This window comes from Phenylobacterium sp. (assembly GCF_030697925.1).
Classification (GTDB): Bacteria; Pseudomonadota; Alphaproteobacteria; order Caulobacterales; family Caulobacteraceae; genus Phenylobacterium.
In genome coordinates, this window is record NZ_JAUYOJ010000069.1 from 1 (window position 1) to 18,067 (window position 18,067).

The window sequence follows — 18,067 nt, forward strand, 5'->3', positions numbered from 1 at the left end:
CCGCGCCCAGATGCGGGGTGCGCATCATGGCGCTCAAGGTCGCCTCGATCGGCCGTTTCGGGTCCGACAGGAACGCCGCCACGCCGGCCAGGGTCTTGTCGGGCTCGGCGTAGAGGACATGCAGGATGGCGCCGACCAGCAATGAATGGCTGGTCTTTTCCCAGTGGTTGCGCTTGTCGAGCGAGCCCTCCGGATCGACCAGCACGTCGGCGACGTTCTGGACGTCGCGCACCTCCCATTCGCCGCGTCGAACCTCGAGCAGCGGATTGTAGGCTGCTGAATCCCGGTTGGTCGGATCGAACAGCAGCACGCGGCCCAAACGTGCCCGGAAACCGGCGGTCAACCCCCAGTTCTCGCCCTTGATGTCGTGGACGATCGCCGAGCCCGGCCAGGTCAGGAGCGAAGGCACCACCAGGCCCACCCCCTTGCCCGATCGGGTCGGGGCGAAGCACAGCACATGCTCGGGTCCGTTATGGCGCAGATAGGCGCCGCCGAGCTTGCCCAGCACGACGCCGTCGGGTCCCAGATGCCCCGCAGCCCGGACTTCCGCGCTGCTTGCCCAACGCGCCGAGCCGTAGGTCGCGACTTGACTGGCCTCCCGCGCGCGCCAGACCGACAGGGCGATGGCGACGACGACAGCAAGAATTCCGCCGGAGGCGGCGACATAGGCGCCGCGCAGGAAGATCCTGGGCGCATAGGCGTCATAGGCGAACCACCACCAGAAGAAGGCGGGCGGCGGATAGAGGCGGTAGCCGTGGACCGTCAGCCAGGGCGGCCCAAGCTGTGTCTGATAGGCCAGTTGCGCCGCCGTCCACTGCGTCGCGCCCCAGGTGGTGGCGACCACGATCCCGAGAACGATCAGGACCTGGCCCCAGAGAATCTTCGTCGCCGGCATGCCAAACCCCTTCCGCCCATGCGCCAAAGTCGGTGTCGGACCCGGCGACCGGCAAGGGCGGTACGCTCGCGGTCGCGGGATCGGCAGCCGTAGCGCGCAACGACAGGCGCAAGTGTTTGGAAGGCGTCCGCGTCGCTGATGAAACGCGAACGCATGTCGGTCGAGACGCGCGGACCTCGGCCACCTGCCGGCGGGCGCGCCCGTCTACCGCGAATGACGCAGCGCCAGCCCAGGCCCGCGATGCGCACGGTCGCGGCGCGGGCCACCGCAATTTTCCACCGCCCACGGCCGTGGGCGCCGACGAAGCGGCACGTCCTCGACTTCAGAAACGCGCCACAAGGGGCGTCCTGAGGGGGTTTTGTCGATGAACGCGACGTTGCTTCGACTGGCGGGCGTCAGCGCGCTCGCCGTGACGGCTCAGCCGGCCCGGTCGCCACAGCTGCGCGACTACGACGTGCCTGGGCGCGATCCAGGCGGCGCCCTGCGGGCGTTCGCACGGCAAGGTGCTCGCAGCGTCGGGGACCGCCCGCGTCGAAGCCAGTTCCGAAGAACGGGGACGCGGGATCTGACCTCGCATCGAGGGCAAGTGGAAACCTACTATGGCAACGCGGGTTCCAGGCAAACTGCAACCAGGGGGGCCTGTCGCCCGCGACGATCGCCGCCTCGCTCCACACATAGTCGCCCGTGAGGCTGATGTGCGCCGCGCCCATCGGGGACAGACGAGCGAGAAGGTGGTCGGGAGTAGGTACTTCGCGGGCTGGCATTCGCGCTGCGGTCTGCGCTTGTGTCAGCCGCCTAGAGCAATGGGTTGCCTCAATGCGCATGTATCAGGTCGATGCCTTTAGCGACCGGCTATTCTCCGGAAATCCCGCAGCCGTTCTCGTACTTGACGACAGGCTGCCGGATGACCTGATGCTTGCGATTGCGCAGGAGAACAATCTCGCCGAGACAGCCTTTGTCAAAGCCCGGCCCGATGGGGCATGGGATTTGCGCTGGTTCGCCCCGGCGCATGACGTTAATTTCTGCGGCCATACCACCCTTGCGACGGCGCATGTCTTGCTGACCAAGGTGAAGGCGGAGCCGCCCTTCGTCTTTCATACGCGGGTCGGAGAACTGCGCGTATCGAAAGGGCCTGGCGGATACCGGCTCGACATTCCTCGCCTGCCGCCAGAGGCGATGGACGCTCCACCGCCGGAAATCGCAGGTATCTTTAGTGCGCCGCCTGCCCATAAGCAACGAGTCCGGAGCCATGCTCCCCGGCCCCTCTACGGACGCGCGATGCTCGACGAGGCCGTGGTTTCCGCAAAGACTGGTGGCGCGAGTGAAGATCCGAAGTGCGCCCGCGACTGCCATCGCATGTTCGCGGCCGCCACGGACCTCGTACGAGAGCATGCCTGCGAAGGCTCGCATCTGACGCGACGCGATCTCATGCCCCGTGTGCAACTCCAATTCGGGATAGTGCACCGTTGTGACGACCGGCTGTTGTTCGAGAAATCTCACTATGGCCAACCGAGCCGCCCACCATCGCGTGGAACTGGCACCCGTGATCGCAGGAATGCGAAATGCATTCAAGCAGTTGATCGAGTATTCACCCTAGACGTTCAGTCCGAGTGAGGCGGACGGCGACGGGCCCGCGAGTAGCGGGCCCCCGCATTATCCCGGTCTGCGTTCCCAAGTCAGGGTTCCAACTCCAGCAGTTCGATCGCCGCCGGCGACAGCGCCGCCCACATCTCTTCGCGTACGCGCTCACCGACGCGACAACGCCAGCGATCATCCAGTCCATGGACGAAGTTGACCCGCACCTCGGCTGGCGGGAGATCCAGTTTCGAATTCAATGACGGATAAAGCGGCGCAAGAGCTGACAGCATTTCTCGCCAGACCAGGTGGAGGTCCGTCCGTACGAGCCGCGACTGGATCCAGCGAACACGTAGATCGCCGGTGTTTGCTGCAGCGATCCATCCTTCGAGCCACGGGATAAAGAGATGTCGATAGGTGTCCAACACGTTTGCCGTCCATTGGGCGTCGTCGATCGGCTGATCAAGCCTACTAGTCCCGAAATCGACCACGGAGGCGGCGGCGGCTCTCGGATCGCGCACCAGCACGAACACTTCGCTCACGCCACAGCTCCTAAGGGTCGCCAGGTTCTCCGGCGTGGCGCCGAAGTGGTCGTGGAGCACGGCGCCGCCCGGGCTGGCGCTGTTGAGCCAGCTTGGCGCCAGCATGCAGTGCGGGAAGTGGCCGAGACTCACTCGGAGCACCGGCATATCCAGGCTCCGCGCCAGGGACTGCGTGAGGCTGGTGCTCGCGGCGCGCGGCATGGAGGCGATCAGGAACGCCGGCACGCCTCGGACTCGCGCCGCTTCGCGATGCTCAAATAGGCCGAGCGAACGGGCGACGTGGTCTGGATACAAGAGGTCCCCGCCGTCCGCTGGCAGTGTGCCGGACCGTTCGATGCAATCGACCATCTCCTTTGATCGTCCAAGATGGGCGTACGTCTGGGCGAGGTGGAAGGCGAGCGCCTCGGCGAAATAGGACTCGTTCATCAACCCAGGCCGCAGGCCGATCGCCGCCAACAGGGCCGCGACGCCGGCCGCAGCGCCGCCTTCTTCTGCGGCGAGTGCGGCCGCAAGTGCGCCCTCAAGGCGCGCCCGCTCACGCACCGCGACGTCGGGATCTGCCACCCCAGAGTCGAAAGCGAGTTCCAGCATCCGTGGGTCCCCCAGTGCGTTTCAGCCCGGCCGACGCCCCAGGCGGGAGCATGCGGCCACTGACTTCACCAACAGCCGGCCAAGTAGAGATTCGATGCTCGCCTAACGCACGGCTCAAGCCATCTGCTCCCTTCGTCCATCGAGGAGGAGGGTTTTTGCAGTCTTCAGCGCCGTCCGTTGGAGAACCTTGGCAATCTTGCTTAGTTCTTCTTCTGGCACGCCAGAGCGATCAGGTAATGCGCCATCTTGTGGTACCCGGTGTGGACCAGTTCGTCGTTCATGGAGAACATGAACACGTTGTGGAAATACTTCTTCATCAGGGCCTCCAAGTCCGGACCACTCTTGCAGTTTATATGCCCAAGCCTGCTGGGCTCCGAGGCGTACGCCTGACTCTCCAACGAGGGCATGCCTATGATCACGGCCCCATCGTCGGTTAGGGCCCGAACCACCTTCTGCAGGACGATCTGTTCTTGAGCCGAATCGATGTGTTCGAGCATGTCGAGCGAGTAGATGCCGTCGTACCTGCCGGGAAATTCGTCCTTCAGCACGTCGACTACGACTGCATCGTAGGGCCAGCGGTCGCGGACCCGTGACTTCGCATCTGCGATAAAGAGAGGATCGAAGTCCGTAATCGTCAGCTTCTCGACCGCTTGGCGAACGATTGGAGCATTGAAGCCGTCTCCGCACCCGACCTCAAGAACGCTTCTTCGACCAGTGAACATCTTTGCAACGAACTTATAGCGCGACATCGAGAAGAGGATGCGCTTGGGATCGTCGTACCACTCCCAGTTCTTCAGAACGCCGAATCGCGTCTCTCCGATCTGCTCCTGCACAGCGTATCCGAGCCAGTTGGCGGGATCCTTGGGGCCGTCTGCAGACATATTGGGGCCTCGGTTCGGCATGCTTGGCAGGTGGTCTATTCCAAGCTTGGCGAGGGGGTCAAGACGAGCGGGAGCGCCGCGGGTCGCTCGCATGAACAGCCCTGCGCACCGACGGTCTTGCCTAAGCCCAACTCACCTAGTCTAAGCTGCGGGCACGCCGCGCGACCGCCTCCGGCTCTCCGGGCCTGCGCATAGAAACGAGTAGCTTGTTTTGGCTCCTGCCCCCAGCGGCGATCACAACCCCGCCCGGTCTCCACGCGTGCGCACCGCTTTCGTCTCGGGCAACTTCAGCGTGTTACATCCGGGCCATTTCCGGCTGCTGAAGTTCGCCGCGGAGAGCGCGGATAGGCTCGTCGTCGGGGTCAATCCGAATGGAACGCCGGGGGCGTTCGGCGCCCAGGAAGACCGGCTGGCGGCGGTGCGCTCGCTGGATATGGTGGACGAAGCGTTCATTCTTGAAAGCTCGCTGCCGGAGGTCCTCGAACGGCTCAAACCTGAGGTCGTGATCAAGGGCAAGGAGCATGAAAGCCGCCTGAACGTCGAGAATGCGGTGGTCGAGCGCTATGGTGGAAAGCTCCTGTTCAGTTCGGGCGAGGTACGCCTGTCGCCTCAGGCGCTACTGGGTGGATCGGAGGCGGGCTTTTCCACCATTCGAAAGCCGGGTGACTTTCCGAAGCGGCACGGGTTCGACCTCAGCGACCTGAAGGCGGCGCTTGGAGCCCTCGAGGGCATGCGGGTGGTGGTCGTCGGCGACCTCATCGTCGACACCTACGTCAACTGCGATCCGCTCGGCATGTCCCAGGAGGACCCGACTCTCGTCGTGACGCCGGTGGAGGAGACGACTTTTGTAGGCGGCGCCGGCATCGTCGCGGCGCACGCGCGCGGTCTGGGGGCGCAGGTATCGTTCGTCTCGGTCGTCGGTGCGGATGAACAGGGCCGCTTTGCAGCACGATTGCTGGATGACCTCGGCGTGGATACTCATCTGCTCCAGGACGTCACGCGACCCACGACCCACAAGCGACGGTATCGGGCCAAGGGAAAGACGCTGCTGCGCGTCAACCACCTGCGCCAGCACCCTATTGATCAAGAGCTGACCGCGGCCATGATGGAGGCCGTAAGAGAGCGCCTCGACCGGGCGGATTTGTTGCTGTTCTCCGATTTCAACTACGGATGCCTTCCGCAGCCTCTCGTTAACGCCTTGATCGGGATGGCCAGCGCCCGCGGCGTGGTGATGGCCGCGGACAGCCAAGCCTCCTCCCAACTGGCCGATATTTCACGCTTCAAGGGAATGGACCTGATCACGCCCACGGAACGGGAGGCGCGGCTGGCGCTCCAGGACTTCCAATCGGGATTGGCGGTCATCGCCCAGGAGCTGCAGAAGAAGGCGCGGGCCAAGCAGGTGGTGATCACCCTCGCCGAAGAAGGCCTGTTGGCCTACGGGCCCGACGGCGGCGAATATCGCGCAGATCTCCTGCCGGCGTTCAACGTCTCGCCTCGGGACGTCGCGGGGGCCGGAGATTCGCTCTTCATGGCCACGGCCCTAAGCCTCCGGGCAGGCGTCAACTTCTGGCAGAGCACCTATCTGGGCGCACTGGCGGCGGCCTGCCAGGTCTCCCGGATCGGCAACTCGCCCCTGACCAGGAGCGATCTGGTGGCCGAGATCGAGTGGCTCGATGGCTAGCCGGCGCCTCTCGGGCGGCAAGGACTTCCTAGTCTTGGCCTAGGAATCCGTCTGAGGACCAAGCTCGATGATGGGAACGAGCTGTGCGGTCCGGTCGACTTCGAGCGATCCGATGGGCTCCCAGGAAGGGCCGGCTACGAACAGGTCGACGACGTCCGAATCGTCTCTGCCGATGGCGAAGACAGCCTCATAGACCAAGGCGCCTCCGTCGTGGCGCTTCGCGCGAACCACGCCACGTATCTTCCCGCCCGTGGGCAGCGGCAGCACGGTTTCCACCCCCGTGCGGACCCCCTGGTCATCGAACTGGAAGTAGAGCAGCGACGTCTCGTCCGCCATCAGCGCATAGGCCTCGTAGGCCGGCTCGTGCGAGAGCGCCCGCACAAGCACTGGCCGGCCAGGGCAGGCGAGTGCGGCTTTCCACTCGAACGTACGCGAACGGGAATCCCAGGCTCCAACGCCCATGTGCAGGGTTGGCTCACACACGGCGACGCCCAGAACATCGTTCATACCCCAGACCGGCAGGACCACGGAGCCGGTGGCGCAGCCCATGGCTTCAAGCCATTCGATCTTCAAAGGGTCGTCGGTTGAGCGCCCGAAGCTGAGTCGGGTATTCCCATCGTCAAAGCAGTGGCGGGTCGCAAAATAGGCGGTCGGGCCCTGTTCCCAGACAGCGACCACGATATCGGCCTCCATTCGTGGCGCGCTTTCCAGGTCGCCTCCGCTCCAGGAGCGGCCCTCAAATCGGCTGAGCACCCGGATGGGTCCCTGGTAGTGGCTGCGCGGCTCGCGGTCGTAGAGGTAGCACGACACCAGGCCCCGCTCGACGCCGTGCGCAGCCGCGAAACACTGCCCCACGCCCGAATGCCCGGTCTGGGCCGCTCGCTCCTTGGGGATGGCGTACAACAACGTCTCGAAGCGGCTGTAGCCATACTGCCTCAGGTAGAATCTGTAATCTTCGAGGTTATCGATAAGAAATTGCGGGTAGTCCCAAAAATGCTCGGGCTCATGATAGATCGCCACCGCGAGCTTCGGTCGGTACTTTCGGATGGTCTTCAAGGCGCCTTCAAGGATGTATTTCTCTCCGCCCTCCACGTCCATTTTCAGGTAGTCGAGGCCGGTGAAAACCCCTTCCGCGTCTAGGGAATCGAGCGTTCGAATAGGGAACGTGGATTTCTGGACATCGCCCTTTATTGCGGACTCGCTCGAGCGCACCATCTTCGCGTCGGTGACGGGGAGGTCGATCTCGCCGTTGTAAGCGCCAAGAAGAACTCTGCGGTTCTCCATCATTCCTTCGAACGACTTCAGCATCTCAGCGAAGGGACTGGTCCCGTAATCTATCATGCAGTCGAAATTATATATGACGCCTTCGCCATTCAGCTTGCAGATGAAGTAGGGAAGTTCCCAGCCTCGACCAACTCCGCAGTTTACGATCCGGTCCCCAGGCGCGAATTCGACGATCTCCATGTACTGCTGACCGCCGAAGACCGTCTTCACGAAAGAGGACAGGATTTCCTCTATGCTCCCAAACAGTATGCGCGCATATGTGGATCGACTGCGATCGTCCGCCAGGTGGGCGAAAACCCTGGCGATCGCGGCGCCATTGGCCTGAAGGAGGCGCTCGTACTCCTGGGTCGACGATCCCCCAAGGGCGGTCAACCGGCCCGCGAACGGCCGTCCGGCGAGCCAGCGCTCCAGAAACGGCCTCAGATCGGACAGCGCCTGCTCATCCAGCACCCGGCTGCGGAAGACGCGCTGGAGCGAACCGCCGCATCCCTTGGCGAAGTCCCAGTACCCGCTTGGATCGTAGTCGAAATACAGGAGCACCCGCGCCTGCTCGCCGGAGACGCCGGCGGCAGCCAGCGCCTGGCTGTGGCGCGCCCACACCGGCGCGGCGATGAAGACCGGAAGCGCCGAATCGCGAAGCGACGCCGGATCGCTGTGGACTTCCGCCGGAGCGCCGCGGCAGGCCTCCATCAGCTGATGCATGAATGGGTCGGCTAGCTCGTCCTCAAACAGCGCATAGGGTTGATCGCCCGCGCAATCATCCGCGGAAAAGAGAAAACGACAATCGAAAAATGAAGAGTCCAGCCCGGTCACTTGCACTCTGATCTGTAAAGGATGGTGGTCTCGATAGAAATTCGTGAGTTTCGGCCTCTGTTTAGAGCGCCGACATGGAGAGTGCGGTAGTTGAACAGGATGGGTTGGCCGACATCGCCGCAGTATTGCCGAAGGCCGATCTCATGGATGTCAAACCCGGGGACAAATTCCACCTTCCCCGGGCCAGGCTTAACCGTATAGTGCCGCGGAGATCGATGGCTGCCCGGCGCCAGTCTGAGTCCGTTCAGTTCGGGCTCCACGCAGATCGGAACCCAGACCTTCGCACGACACATGCCGTCTTCGAGCCGCGTGCCGTAGTGATCCCAAAACCAGGAATCACAGTGAAGCGACCCGACGTCCTCCTGCCGGCCGGGGCGAACCAGACGGAATGTTATCTGCTCGTGCCCGACGTCTTCTTCGTCGGCCAACTGGAACTCGCCGAACAGCTGTTGCACAAACCCGAAGAACGACATGCTTTTGATTTCTTCGACTGAAGATGCAGGGAGAATGCGACCGCGCTTTGACAGCATTCGCGCATGATCGTAGCCCTCGATTGCGTGGAAACGTTCCAGTTCTGTTTGCGACAGCATCTCTACGGCCTGGGGCGAAACCTCCTGGGCCGTCCTCAGCATATGCGCCTTGATCAGCTCCCGCACACGACGCACCTCGGCGGGCTGGAAGCTCGGGCCTTGGCCGAGGCCGAGATCGGCTCCAAAACTCTGTTCGGAACGTGGTCCGTCGAACCAATGTCGCAGCGCATCCCTCCGCGGCAACTCAAGGGGCGGCGTCTCTATGGTCGCGGCGTTCTCAGGGAGTGCGTAGGTCAACGGGGCTCCTTTGCGCGGCGAGAGAACCAAACTTGCGTGCCACTTGCAAGCGAGCTCGAGCGTCGCCCTTGCGGTCGGTTCAGCCTTTGGTATGGAATGCCGGTCGCAAGGGGGGGCTAATGGTTTTCAAACAGGGAGCAACGGCCCGCAAAGGCGCCGCAAAGCGGCTGGAGCGACGACCTCCAGTAAAGATACTCATCGCAGTCTGGGGGGACGACTACATCCGGCGATTTGAGTTGTTGGGGCTTGGTTCCGTTCTATCCGAAAACAACCTGCCGGCCCTTGCAAAGGACTGCGACGTTGAGTTCGTCTTTCTGACGAAGGCTCTGGAAGTCGAGAGATTCGAGACCCTGCCCCTCGTGCTGCAGATCCGCAAGTATGCCAGCGTTCGCTACGAAGCCATAGATGACCTCATAGTCCCTGGGCTTTACACGGTTACACTCACGTTGGCGTTCACCCGGGGCATGAGAATATTTGGCCCCGATATGACGAATATGTATTTCGTCTACTGGAACGCCGATTTCGTAATCGGCGACGGCTCGTTGACCCACGTGCGGCGATGTATCCAGGAAGGTCGAAAGGTGGTGCTCGCAGGAAGTGTTCGCGTGATCTCCGAGGAGGTCGAACCCATCCTGCGGAGCGCCATCGGGTCGGACGGCGTGCTTCGCGCGCCGCCTCGGCAATTGCTGGAACATCTCTTTCGTCACCCACACCTGATGCAGGTGGCCAAGACGGTGAACCAGGATTTCTGCTGGGCGAAGTATCCAAATCATCTCTTCTGGGAGGTGGACGAGAAGACGATCGTCGCGCGGTTCTTCCAGATCTTCATGTTCTGTTTGCGACCGACGCGCGCGCTCAGCGCGATCGACGGTTATTGCGACTATAGCTTCGTGCCAGCCTTTTGCCCTGGAGAGCCGATCTATGTGGTTGGCGACAGTGACGAGGTTTGTCTGCTGGAACTGCAGGGACGCTGGCAGGAGGCCTCGGACGTCCACTTCGGTCCAGGACGCGATGAGGCGTGGCTGAATAGCCTGGATGAGTGGTGCACGCCGGAGCACGCCGAAATCGCCAGGGCGCCGATCGTCTATCACGCCGGGGAGCTGCCGCCGACGTTGCCGCTGGTGCTCGAGGACTCGGCGGAATTCGTCGAGGCGTGCCTTCGAAAGATCCGCGAGCCCGCGCCGCACCCGGGGCACTACTACTGGATCTATGGGGTCGCAGCCTGGCGCCTTCGCCGCCCGCCCGAGGCGATCGCGCAGGGCTGGCCCCCCGAACTCAGCCTGCGCCTTCCCGTGCAGACCCTCAAACACCCGAGCTTCGACCATGACAGAAGAGCCAGGGCGCGGCCCTCCGGCTCGGCAAGCGCGGGTGCGGCGTATTGGCTTCGTCGCCGCTGCCTGGGCGAGCCGCCGCAGATCACCCGTTTCCATCCCGATGCGGCCGCGCTGCAGCCGCTGATCGATCAGGCGCGGGGCACGCGCGCGCGCCTTGACGAGAACCCCCAGCACAAGGTGCTGCTCGTGGCCGACCTAGGTCATTGGATAGATCGCGTCCTGACCATCGATCACGAGCGCATATTCCGGACGGAGCCGCTGGTGGCGAGCACGTGGCTGCTCGAGCCGCAGCCGGAAGTGGACGAAGTTGTGATCTACCACCGCGGCGGCCCAGCGGGTGGATTGGAGGCGATCCTGAAGAATGTCGCGCCTGCCCTGAGGGCGGGCGGCCGGCTGAGCGTGCTGTGCCACTATCCTGTGTACGAAGACGTCGATCCGGAATGGATCGGGCGGGATCGACTCAGTTTTGCGGTCGCGCCGCTGGAGGCCAAGCGGGTCTCGCACCATTTCGCCGGCGCCGGTCGCCTGCGCTATGCCCGGAGCCTGGCCCGTTATGCCGAGGCAGTGGAGCGGGGCGGGACGATTTCGCGCATCAAGGCTTCCGTCCGGCTCGCGGGCGAGATTGCAGGCGTGGCGCTGCAGCGGCGGAGATCAGGCCGGCATGCGGCTTGGGTGTTCACCGCCCGAGCGTATGACCCGGCCTGAGGGCGCTCATCTGCGCGGTCGCATGAAGTTCCGCCCGGGTTGAACCGGGAAGCCATTGATTGCGAGGGAGCCGAGCACGAGCTCCTCGCCGGGCGTATACAGGTTTGCTTCCAGGAAGACGCGACCTTTGTCGCGGGCAGGGGGTAGCACGAGCCGCGTCGGCCGATACTCGAAACCCTGTCGGCCGGGAGCGATCTCGGCGGCGAACCGCTCGCCCACGTCCAAAGCCTGTGCGTCGTCCTGCGCGTTCGGGATGCGCCGAAGGTTTATCGATCCGCAGAGGCGAACCGGGTGGGAGTTCGCGTTCACCAGCTCGCCCTTGATAAGTTCGACGGCGCCGCCTCGGAACTGATTCAGGTGGAAGGCCATGGCCCGGCGGTTCAGGTAGACGGTCTCGGGCTTGCGTATGACGATGAACCCGTTTGGCGTGTCCAATGTTTCGAGGTGGTCGTCCAGCTCGATGCCCAGCGTGCCGTCCCGGGATTGCCCGGTTACGACCGCCCGCGCGAGCTCTGCACGGGGAGATAGCCGTCCGAAGTCGCGGCTGGCGTCCAGCACGTCGATCTGTTCGGCATTGTCGACCACGATCAGCCCTCCCGGCCGCAGCGCTTCATAGGAGGCGAAGAGATCGTGCATCACATTCGGATAGCTGTGGTTGCCATCCACCAGGACGAGATCGAGCGGCGGGACGTCCAAGCTGGGCACAAAGAAGTCTGAGGAGAACTTCGGCCAGAAAACCGTGATCTCTTGTAGCGATCTTGGCCACTGCGCGATGATCTGAGGCGCACGCGCCTGCCCATAGGGGTCGATCGTGTAGACGCGGCCTCGTCCGGCCTGCAACATCGAGGCGGCCAGGAGCAGGGTCGTACCGGCGAAGCCCGTGCCAATCTCCAACACGCAACGGGCTCTGGCTTCGGAGATCAACCAGTGCAGCATTGCCCGCTGGGGTGAGGAAATCAGCGAGTTCGGGGGCCAATGCTCGAGCTTGGCGACGAGCGCCCGGTATTCGGCGGTCGCCGAGATGGCCGCCAGGCTGGCAAGCAGGGACGAGCTGCTTCCCACGCCGCGTTCGGGCAGTGGCAAGGCGGGAATCTTCACGTCTTCGGTTTGTGTCTTCTGCTTCCAGCTGAACATGCGCTACCCGAGTTGGTCGCCCGACGTGCCGTGGATGGGCGCTCCCGGCGAAACAGGAGCGAGAGGAAGTTCTCGTCAGGTTGCACCGGATGAGGTGGGAACCTTCAGATCGCCGGAGCCCCAGACCTGTGAAGCAAGACTTGAACAGAGCGATGTCATCGGGGCGAACGGCCAGCCAAGGGCACGTTGCAGCTTCGAGATGTCGAGCGACGTGTCAACCGGACGTTCTTCGCTGAAGGGCAAGTCGCGCAGTCTGCACGGCACGATGTCGGCATGAGCGCCCGGCGACCTCGCGACCACGTGCGTCAGCAGGAGGCGGAGCAGCGCGAGCCGGGTGAACGCTTCAGGACCGGCGACGTTGAAGAGTCCCGTCGCGCCGCTCTCCGCGAGACCGACGGACACGCCGGCGGCATCCTCCGCCGCCAGAGGGCAGAGGACCTGGTCCGCGGCGCAACGGATCCGCTGGCCGTCCTGGATGTTCCTGACCCATTCCCAAAGGATGTTCTGTGGTTCCTGTCGATCGCTCACGACCTTGGACAGTCGCACGACCAGCCAGGGGCGCGTCTGCCGCGCGAGCCAAGTCTCGACGGTCGCCTTCTGGCGGCCGTAGGCCGTAAGCGGAGCCAGGCTGTCGTCTTCTGACCAGAAGCCCCTGCTGCCTGGGAACACGTAGTCGCTTGAAAAGAAGACCGGCGTCAGCCCCTGTCGGAAGCACTCGCCGGCCACGTCCAGGACGCTGTCGATGTTGATCGCCGCCGTTCCATCCCAGTCACGGGCGCACCTTTCAGGATCGATCGAGCCATAGAGGATGAAGACATGGGTAAGGTCGCTCGGCAGTCGCGAAAGAACGTTTGCGAAGCGGTCCTGACCGGCCAGGAAACGAACTCCGCCTGCAATCGGCCGTGAGGCGAATGCGCCGACACTGCGGTCTGGTCCGAGGCGTTCCAGCACGCGGCGGCCGACGAAACCGGAAGCGCCAAGGACCAGCGCCTTCAATCGTACGTCCTCCGCCTGCCTGTCGTCCGCCCTGCGGCGCCTGATCGCCGGTTCAGACGATGGGCGCCCGGTGCGCCAGACAGGCCGAATCCAGGAGTAAGCCTTGCCAGGCCTGGCCTCATCTGGGCGCGACTTCAATTCCACCGATCGTCAGCTTCATGCCCGGCTGGCCGGAAAATACGTGCTGACCCTTCGACGTCATCCCGACAGTGAAGAACAGCCAGCCGTCGCGCGTGTTGAGCTCGGTCGTAACCTTTTTCCAGTCGCCATCCTGAACAATGGCTGCTGCGGGGAACTGGGTCTCGTTGGTGACCAGGGGACTCGGCTGCAAGGCGTTGCTCTCCGGATCGAAGAGGACCACGCCATAGTCGGCAGCCCGGGAGGGTGTGACGAGCGTCTTTCCGCGACCTTCGACAATAAGCCCGACACCCGTTGAGGCCTTCACCCAGACCGTCACGCGGTAAGTCCCAGGTCCATAGGACCCGCTGAACCCGACCCGGTGAAGGCTGGCGTCGGGGGTCGGACTGATCTGGAGCGCGGTTGAGCCGCTTGCGACGCCCTCGCCGTCGGCCAAGCCAGCCATGACGCCTTCGGCGAGGTCCCATTTCAGAGGGGCGGGCAAGCCCATGACCGAGAGCTGCTGCACATCGGCCACCTGCGCCGCACGCGCCGTCTTCGGAGCCTCCTGCGTTGCCCCCTTTTCGGCGCCGTCCTTAGGTGGCGACAAGGGGCCACAGCTCGCCAGTCCGAGAGCCGCCGCGAGAGCGCCCAGCCGCAGTCCAAGAAGGGGCGCCTGGCAGAGGATCGAACGCATTGCAGCTGCTCCGAGCGAAGTTAAGACAGGTCCGAGCGTCTGCCGTAGATTAAGGCTCCGAAGTCTGTCAAGAACCAATCCCTTTCATGACATAAGCTATCAAAGAGCGCGCGCGGTTGAGGGTTTCTGCCCTGAGGCGCCGTTATATTTCCCCGATTGACTGTAGAAACTTGGTGTAGGCGGCGATTACGTCATCGATCGGTCCAATCGACTTGACTTCACCGGCGTCAATCCAAAGCCCGATGTCGCTGAAGCCGCGTAGAATGTGATCAGAGTGGCTTGCCACGACGCTGATTCCTGAGTGGCTGCAGATCTGCTTCGCCCGCCGAACCGCCTTATCGATGAACTTGTTGTCGCCCGCCCCAATCCCTTCGTCGATCAGCATGATATCAGCCTGATTCGCCGTGGCCATGGCGTAGCTCAACCGGCCAAGCATCCCTGACGAGTAGGTCCGAACCGGAAGCTCCAGATAGGGGCCGAGTTCGCAAAATTCGACGGCGTCGTCGACAGCCCCCTTGAGCGCCGGTCCGTTCAGACCGTGCAGCCGCGCGATGAGCTTCATGTTCTGCAATCCGGTCCTGTCCGAGTCCAATCCGAACCCGCCGAGGACACAGCCCACGGAGCCCACGACATGCCGCTCCCCCGCGGTCGGTTGAATGATCCCGGCCATGAGGCGCAGGAGCGTGCTCTTTCCGGAGCCGTTTCGGCCCATCAGGCCCAGGCGCTGGCCATGGCGGAGGTGCAGCGAGACCCCGTTCACCGCTAGGACATACTGCGTGGTGCTGGAGCCGCCGCCGAGCCGACCGAAACTCATCGAACTCGCGGCCGCAGCAAAGGCGGACCGCTGCGATGCGGAGACGATCACGGGGTAAGCGGCTCGCACGTTCCGTAACTCTAGACTCGCCATTGGTGCTCGTCGGCCTTTCGGTTGAAGAAGCGTGGGGTCAAAGCCAATAGACGACCTGAGGACGCATCCTGACGTACACGATGAGGCCCGCGGTCAGGGTGGCAAGCGCGATGAGCGACGCGATCAGCCACACGAGCGGCGCGACGGCCTCTCCGATCAGCGGCGCCCGAACGACCTCGAGCAGATAATAGAATGGATTGTACATGACGAGCGGCGACTCGATCTGTTGGCGACCCGGGACCCAGAAGACGGGGGTCAACACGAACATCAGGCCCGCGCCCATGGCCGAGGCCGGTCCAAGGTCTCGGAATCGGGCGCCGAGGGGACCCAAAAGGAGCGCGGCGCCCACGCCAAAGACCATCGTGATCAGCAGGCCCGGCGCGACGCCCACGAGAGCGACGTGAATAGTCCCCTCGAATGCCGCCACGACGACATAGACCACCAGAAGGTGCGCATAGTTCACGTAGGAGGCCGCGACGGATCTGACGCTGTGGATAGCCATGGGTATGGGATAGGCGTCGATGAATCCCTTGGCCTTGACCAGGGAATTGCTCCCGTCGACGACGAATGAGGCAAGCAGCCCCCACGTCGGTAGGCTGGCAGCGAGATAGGTCAGGTAGTGCGGGTTGCTCGCGGCGAACTTCTCTCTCAAGAGATAGAGGCCCGCGATGAAGCCGGCCTGGCCCAGGGTGATCCACAGGGGCCCAAGGATCGTTCGCCGATACCGTCCGGCGATATCATCCATGGCGGCTATTCCCCAGATCCGCCAGGACATGAGCGCGCGCAATATTTCATGCAGGCTGTTCTGAAGAGTGTGCGCGGCCACGGCAGGTGCTCTCGTAGAATGGGCGGTCATGGTGAGCCTCGCCGCCTCGCCTCAAGAATGGCGACGGAGACGTGTTTGGGAGATCGCTGCTGAATGCCCAGCAGCCTGCCGCAACCGACTGCCGTCATCAATCCCACCGCGACCGCCGATGCGCCCACCAGCAGGAACTTGCGCCAGACGGTGGCCCCGGCGAATTGATCCGCCAGGCGTCCGTGTGTGCGCCGCACCCATTCGTCGATCCTCAAGTCGTACACGCGAAGGCGCCGGACCTCCATATGCGCTTCCAACCACGAGAACATCGCCGCCAGGCTATGGCGCTCGACGGCGTTGGAGCCCTCCGCCAAAAGGAAGACCGTGGCTGCTGCAGCGCGCTCGAGGGCCGGTGCGGCCATGGCGAGCGCCTGTGCGCGCTCTTCGGTCCGGCTCGCAAGTAACCCGACGAACAGCGAGGAAGGCCGAGCCACCGCTGTGTCGCGATCAGAATCGAAGGCGCAGAGCTCGCCGAAGACGCTGCGTCCGATGACTTGGGCGTGCAGGTCAAGATCATGGTCGCGGCGCTCTAGGCCCGACAGGACGCGCGCGACCCGCCAACGCGGATGCCAGAATCGAAGGCGCCCTGGCCGTCCGGCCAGAAGCGTTCGCGCCAGCCGTCTCACCGGTCCGGGCGGCTGGCGCGGCGGTTCTGTGGGCGCGCCGGCGAGCTCCGGGGGGTCCGCGACAACGCCTCGTTCCGCGCGGTCGGCGCGCCACATCGCCACCGCTGCGAGCCAGCCGACGTGATCCTTCAGGGGCAGGGGCTCGGGAACATTGGCGAGCAGCTCGTTCACGAAGGTCTCGGACGCCTCGACCGCCGACGCCACGCAGGGGCCCGGATCGGCTGCACGGAAGAAGAGCGGGGTATGCGCCTGATCATGGTGAAACTTCACCGACCATCGCCCAATGGCCTTCGCGGCTCGCTTCGGGTCAGCCCTCCCGATCTGGAACAAGTCAAGCTCATGTTCCAGGGCGGCCAACTCGAGGGCGAAGAATTCATCGCTGTCATTCAGTATGACGGGCTTGGCGTCCGGAACCTGCAGCGGGATCAGGCCGTAATCGCAGAAGCTCTCGGCCGATCTTACCGGAGGCTTGATCTTCAGCGCCAGGGGAAACAGGCAGAAGCCACGGCCCACCAGGGTCTGCGGCTCCGGTCGCCAGACATAAAGATGGGCGCCAGCCGAATGAATCTCGCCTTGATCCATCCGGGCGCAAAGCACCGTCGGATGCAGGGTCCGCAGCGCGATCGACACGAGGTCGCGCGCTGAAACCGAGAGCACCGTAGGGGATTGCTTTCGAGCCTCGAGAAGCTTGACGGCCTCGGACTCGATCACCCGCAAGCTCGGAGACAGGACCGCCGTGGCGCCCGCATCGAGCGCGCGCACCAAACCGCCCAGGGCGTTGCGGGACAGGATGAAATCGCTGTTGAGCAAGACCGCCGATCCGCCGTCCGGCCCAATCGACCGCGCCAACGCCCGATGGTAGGCGAGCGTCAAGGTCACATAGGTCGCCGCCGAGGAGAGCAGGTCGTCGATCGAGATGAAGTCAACGTCAGCCAGGGCGCTCAGCTCATCCAGCGCCCGGCTGGCGCGCAACGCTGGGATGTCCTGGGTGCGGGTGACGATGCTGAAGCTCACGGGTCGGGTCGCAGCGACGGCCGGGATGTTCTCGTCGGCGAGCAACGACGGCAGGGCGAAATCCACGAACGGGCGAAGGTAGGCCGACCCCCACACCGGCACCACAAGCAACAAAGGGTCCCGCCCGCCCTCGGGCGGGCGACGTCTCAGGCTTTCTTCGCTCGCAATCAATTGGGTCTCCCAACTGGACCATAGGGCCGGCTCGCGACAATCCAGCCAGCCTTCTACGGGCGCCGGCGCCCACCGGCAATGCGGGTCGGACGGCGCTACGCCTGCTGTAGGCGCGCGGCTGGAATGTGGCGCGCATGTCGCTGAACCGCGCCCGGCCTCTCGAAAGGCCCACTCCCGATCCGCTCCGACGCCGCAATTTTCGGCAACTAGGTTCTGTTGACGACGTGCCTGAGCCAGAGTCGGGCGGAGGCGACGAGAATGAAGCCGATGTAGCTGTCGGCGGTCTTGTCGTATCGGGTGGGCGACCAGGGCTACGACACCGACGCCATCCTGGCCGACCTGGAGGGGCGCGGGATCGCCGCCGTCATCCGCCCAGGCGCAATCGCAAGGTCCAGCCCGTCATCGACGGCCACCTCTACGC

Annotated in this window: 13 protein-coding genes and 2 pseudogenes; 3 read left to right on the plus strand and 12 right to left on the minus strand. The window is 64.0% G+C overall.

Annotation, left to right across the window (positions count from 1 at the left end):
* Nucleotides 1–895, minus strand: an 895-nt coding sequence (locus Q8Q88_RS06770; RefSeq protein WP_305674438.1) for a type IV secretory system conjugative DNA transfer family protein, incomplete at its 3' end; no start/stop codon positions are given.
* Nucleotides 896–1,717: 822 nt separating this feature from the next.
* On the opposite strand from Q8Q88_RS06770, the pseudogene Q8Q88_RS24705 reads away from it, so the two are divergent.
* Nucleotides 1,718–2,008 (plus strand): annotated as a pseudogene (locus Q8Q88_RS24705) (PhzF family phenazine biosynthesis protein); the annotation flags it as partial.
* 216 nt (nt 2,009–2,224) lie between these two features.
* Here the strand turns inward: Q8Q88_RS24705 and Q8Q88_RS24710 are convergent.
* The 3 genes and pseudogenes from Q8Q88_RS24710 to Q8Q88_RS06785 all read right to left on the minus strand — a co-directional run.
* Nucleotides 2,225–2,395: pseudogene (locus Q8Q88_RS24710) on the minus strand (PLP-dependent transferase); the annotation flags it as partial.
* Nucleotides 2,396–2,571: 176 nt separating this feature from the next.
* Nucleotides 2,572–3,603, minus strand: a complete 1,032-nt coding sequence (locus tag Q8Q88_RS06780; protein WP_305674440.1) for a hypothetical protein — start codon at nt 3,601–3,603, stop codon at nt 2,572–2,574.
* Between the two features lie 200 nt (nt 3,604–3,803).
* Entirely contained in the window at nt 3,804–4,484 is a 681-nt protein-coding gene (locus Q8Q88_RS06785; RefSeq protein WP_305674441.1) for a bifunctional 2-polyprenyl-6-hydroxyphenol methylase/3-demethylubiquinol 3-O-methyltransferase UbiG, read from the minus strand.
* A 259-nt stretch (nt 4,485–4,743) separates the two neighbouring features.
* Between Q8Q88_RS06785 and Q8Q88_RS06790 the strand changes: the two genes are divergently transcribed.
* Complete coding sequence (locus Q8Q88_RS06790) at nt 4,744–6,165, plus strand: PfkB family carbohydrate kinase (RefSeq protein ID WP_305674442.1); 1,422 nt, start codon at nt 4,744–4,746, stop codon at nt 6,163–6,165.
* A 39-nt stretch (nt 6,166–6,204) separates the two neighbouring features.
* Here Q8Q88_RS06790 and Q8Q88_RS06795 read toward each other — a convergent pair whose 3' ends face one another.
* A complete protein-coding gene (locus Q8Q88_RS06795) occupies nt 6,205–8,262 on the minus strand; it encodes an FkbM family methyltransferase (protein ID WP_305674443.1) in 2,058 nt (685 codons plus the stop codon).
* Entirely contained in the window at nt 8,259–9,089 is an 831-nt protein-coding gene (locus Q8Q88_RS06800; protein WP_305674444.1) for a phytanoyl-CoA dioxygenase family protein, read from the minus strand. Before Q8Q88_RS06800 ends, Q8Q88_RS06795 begins: the two co-directional genes overlap by 4 nt.
* A gap of 119 nt (nt 9,090–9,208) precedes the next feature.
* Between Q8Q88_RS06800 and Q8Q88_RS06805 the strand changes: the two genes are divergently transcribed.
* A complete protein-coding gene (locus Q8Q88_RS06805) occupies nt 9,209–11,128 on the plus strand; it encodes a hypothetical protein (protein ID WP_305674445.1) in 1,920 nt (639 codons plus the stop codon).
* A gap of 6 nt (nt 11,129–11,134) precedes the next feature.
* Here Q8Q88_RS06805 and Q8Q88_RS06810 read toward each other — a convergent pair whose 3' ends face one another.
* From Q8Q88_RS06810 to Q8Q88_RS06835, 6 genes are all read right to left on the minus strand, one after another.
* Nucleotides 11,135–12,262: a class I SAM-dependent methyltransferase gene (locus Q8Q88_RS06810; RefSeq protein ID WP_305674446.1), complete on the minus strand. Its 1,128-nt coding sequence runs from the start codon at nt 12,260–12,262 to the stop codon at nt 11,135–11,137.
* A gap of 75 nt (nt 12,263–12,337) precedes the next feature.
* The gene (locus Q8Q88_RS06815) at nt 12,338–13,258 is read right to left on the minus strand and encodes a sugar nucleotide-binding protein (RefSeq protein ID WP_305674447.1); all 921 of its coding nucleotides are present in this window, start codon (nt 13,256–13,258) and stop codon (nt 12,338–12,340) included.
* A 118-nt stretch (nt 13,259–13,376) separates the two neighbouring features.
* Nucleotides 13,377–14,072 carry a hypothetical protein gene (locus Q8Q88_RS06820; protein WP_305674448.1) on the minus strand — a complete coding sequence of 232 codons (696 nt, stop codon included), beginning with the start codon at nt 14,070–14,072 and terminating at the stop codon, nt 13,377–13,379.
* A gap of 142 nt (nt 14,073–14,214) precedes the next feature.
* Entirely contained in the window at nt 14,215–14,937 is a 723-nt protein-coding gene (locus Q8Q88_RS06825) for an ABC transporter ATP-binding protein (RefSeq protein WP_305674449.1), read from the minus strand.
* Between the two features lie 79 nt (nt 14,938–15,016).
* Nucleotides 15,017–15,805: an ABC transporter permease gene (locus tag Q8Q88_RS06830; protein WP_305674450.1), complete on the minus strand. Its 789-nt coding sequence runs from the start codon at nt 15,803–15,805 to the stop codon at nt 15,017–15,019.
* A 26-nt stretch (nt 15,806–15,831) separates the two neighbouring features.
* Nucleotides 15,832–17,646 (minus strand): hypothetical protein, encoded by a 1,815-nt coding sequence (locus Q8Q88_RS06835; protein WP_305674451.1) that lies wholly within the window; start codon nt 17,644–17,646, stop codon nt 15,832–15,834.
* Nucleotides 17,647–18,067 lie beyond the last annotated feature (421 nt).

What these genes read in the sequence shown, in the direction of transcription:
- Q8Q88_RS06805 (WP_305674445.1), top strand. Translation starts at nt 9,209, where the DNA reads ATGGTTTTCAAACAGGGAGCAACGGCCCGCAAAGGCGCCGCAAAGCGG.
- Q8Q88_RS06785 (WP_305674441.1), bottom strand. Translation starts at nt 4,484, where the DNA reads ATGTCTGCAGACGGCCCCAAGGATCCCGCCAACTGGCTCGGATACGCT.
- Q8Q88_RS06820 (WP_305674448.1), bottom strand. Translation starts at nt 14,072, where the DNA reads ATGCGTTCGATCCTCTGCCAGGCGCCCCTTCTTGGACTGCGGCTGGGC.
- Q8Q88_RS06780 (WP_305674440.1), bottom strand. Translation starts at nt 3,603, where the DNA reads ATGCTGGAACTCGCTTTCGACTCTGGGGTGGCAGATCCCGACGTCGCG.
- Q8Q88_RS06810 (WP_305674446.1), bottom strand. Translation starts at nt 12,262, where the DNA reads ATGTTCAGCTGGAAGCAGAAGACACAAACCGAAGACGTGAAGATTCCC.